General features: G+C 55.9%; 1 pseudogene. It reads left to right on the top strand.

The features are described 5' to 3' along the window. Positions 1 to 107, top strand: a pseudogene (locus tag ACNQQL_RS36240) (IS5/IS1182 family transposase); the annotation flags it as partial. Between the last annotated feature and the right edge of the window lie 131 nt (positions 108 to 238).

Genomic DNA, 238 nt, shown 5'->3' with positions numbered 1-238 from the left:
ACGTCACGGTGCGCTATCGCGGGTTGATGAAGAACGCGCAGCAATTGCATACGCTGTTCGCGTTGAGCAATCTGTGGATGATGCGACGACGGATTGTGCGGCACGCCGCGGTGACCCTGGCCCACAGAACTGTCCCACTTGGAAGTGGAAAATTCCGGCATGACGATGTCATCGAGACTTGGAGGTCATGCCGTGAAGAAGAGCAAGTTCACCGAAGAGCAGATCGCATACGCGTTGA

Origin of the sequence: Burkholderia sp. LFS061 (assembly GCF_047978125.1) — a bacterium.
Lineage (GTDB): Bacteria > Pseudomonadota > Gammaproteobacteria > Burkholderiales > Burkholderiaceae > Burkholderia > Burkholderia pyrrocinia_C.
Note: the sequence above shows the minus strand (reverse complement) of the source record. Positions and strands in the feature narration are given on the sequence as shown.